This window comes from Stenotrophomonas sp. P5_A8, assembly GCF_056400545.1.
Window position 1 is genome coordinate 1 of sequence record NZ_JBFULB010000532.1, and the last position, 1,467, is coordinate 1,467.

2 protein-coding genes and 1 pseudogene are annotated in these 1,467 nt (G+C 68.9%); 2 read left to right on the top strand and 1 reads right to left on the bottom strand.

The window, feature by feature from the left end:
* The first annotated feature begins 62 nt into the window (after nt 1-62).
* On the top strand, nt 63-788 hold the full coding sequence (locus tag AC1DQP_RS20410; RefSeq protein WP_478052421.1) for a pseudouridine synthase: 726 nt from the start codon (nt 63-65) through the stop codon (nt 786-788).
* A gap of 92 nt (nt 789-880) precedes the next feature.
* Nucleotides 881-1,225: a hypothetical protein gene (locus tag AC1DQP_RS20415; RefSeq protein WP_457321252.1), complete on the top strand. Its 345-nt coding sequence runs from the start codon at nt 881-883 to the stop codon at nt 1,223-1,225.
* A gap of 116 nt (nt 1,226-1,341) precedes the next feature.
* On the opposite strand, the pseudogene AC1DQP_RS20420 reads toward AC1DQP_RS20415, so the two are convergent.
* Nucleotides 1,342-1,467: pseudogene (locus tag AC1DQP_RS20420) on the bottom strand (glycine C-acetyltransferase); the annotation flags it as partial.

Genomic DNA, 1,467 nt, shown 5'->3' on the forward strand with positions numbered 1-1,467 from the left:
GTCCCGAGCGGCGTGCGTCATCGACCAGCCCCGCGCGCAGCGACGGCGCACCCCGCCATGGCCTGGCGCGCGTGCTGTCCAAGGCCGGGCTGTGTTCGCRCACTGAAGCGGCGCGGTGGATTGCCGCCGGCCGCGTCACCGTCGATGGCCGTGTCATCAACAAACCCGAATTCCCCATCGTCGACGGTCGCCACCACGTGCGCGTCGACGGTCAGCCGCTGGACGCGCCGCGGCGCATCCACCTGATGCTCAACAAGCCGCGCGGCCTGGTCACCACCGCCCAGGACGAGCAGGGCCGCGACACCGTCTACCGCTGCTTCGATGACGCCGGGTTGCCGTGGATCGCCCCGGTCGGGCGGCTGGACAAGGCCAGCGAAGGCCTGTTGTTGTTCAGCAACGACCCGCAGTGGGCCGCACGACTGACCGACCCGGCCACCGGCCCGGACAAGACCTACCACGTGCAGATCGACGCCATCCCCGATGCCGCGCAGCTGCAGGCGCTGTGCACCGGTGTGGAGGACGAAGGCGAACTGCTGCGCGCGCGACGCGCCACCTTGCTGCGCAGTGGCGACAAGACCGCGTGGCTGGAAGTGGTGCTCGAAGAAGGCCGCAACCGCCATATCCGGCGCCTGCTGGCCGCGTTGGATATCAACGTGCTGCGCCTGGTGCGCGTGGCCATTGGGCACCTGCCGATGGGCGCGCTGGGCAAGGGTGCCTGGCGTGAACTGAGCCAGCGCGACCTGGATTTGCTGTATGCCGCGGCCGATGGCGCCGTGGCGCCGCCGTGACGCCGTGGCCTGCCCGTGCGCGGCAGGCCGACCGAACCAGGCAATGGATGGCCGCGTACCCGACGTTTCATTCACCCCCGGGAGATTCCCCCATGCATGCCAACCTGCTCAATCGCCCCCTGTTCCGCAGCGCCTGCCTGCTGCTGCCCGCCGTGCTGCTCACCGCGTGTGGGGGCCACAAACAGGCCGCCAAGGCCGAGGCCCCGGTGACCGACAAGGTGGTGGAAGTCAAAACGCCCGAGCTGGACGGCCGCGGCAGCTACCGCTTCATGATGAGCGACGGCGACAAGAAGATGTCCGCCGATGAGTTCGACGCCTGGATGAAGGCCAACGGCATCCGCGTGGCCAAGGGCAACGGCCAGGACAGGCCGGTCGCCGCACCGGTGGTGGTGGCCAGCAAGGAAACGGCCAAGGACAAGAAGAAAAAGAAGAAGTAAGCGGCTGACGCCGGCCGTGGGTCGGCGAGGGCACACAGGCGTGCCCTCGCCAGATGTTCATGATGCCGCTGCGGAGAGCCGCCACCCATGGGGTGGCGCTACCCGGTTTGCGCGTGTCAGTGCTTGATCACGCCCAGCTCGAGGCCAATGCGGGTGAACGCATCGATCGCCCGGTCCAGGTGGGCACGCGTATGCGCGGCGCTGATCTGGGTACGGATGCGCGCCTAGCCCTTGGGCACGAC

Bases quoted from the DNA above. Each gene is read 5' to 3' on its own strand.
- AC1DQP_RS20415 (WP_457321252.1), top strand. From the start codon at position 881: ATGCATGCCAACCTGCTCAATCGCCCCCTGTTCCGCAGCGCCTGCCTG.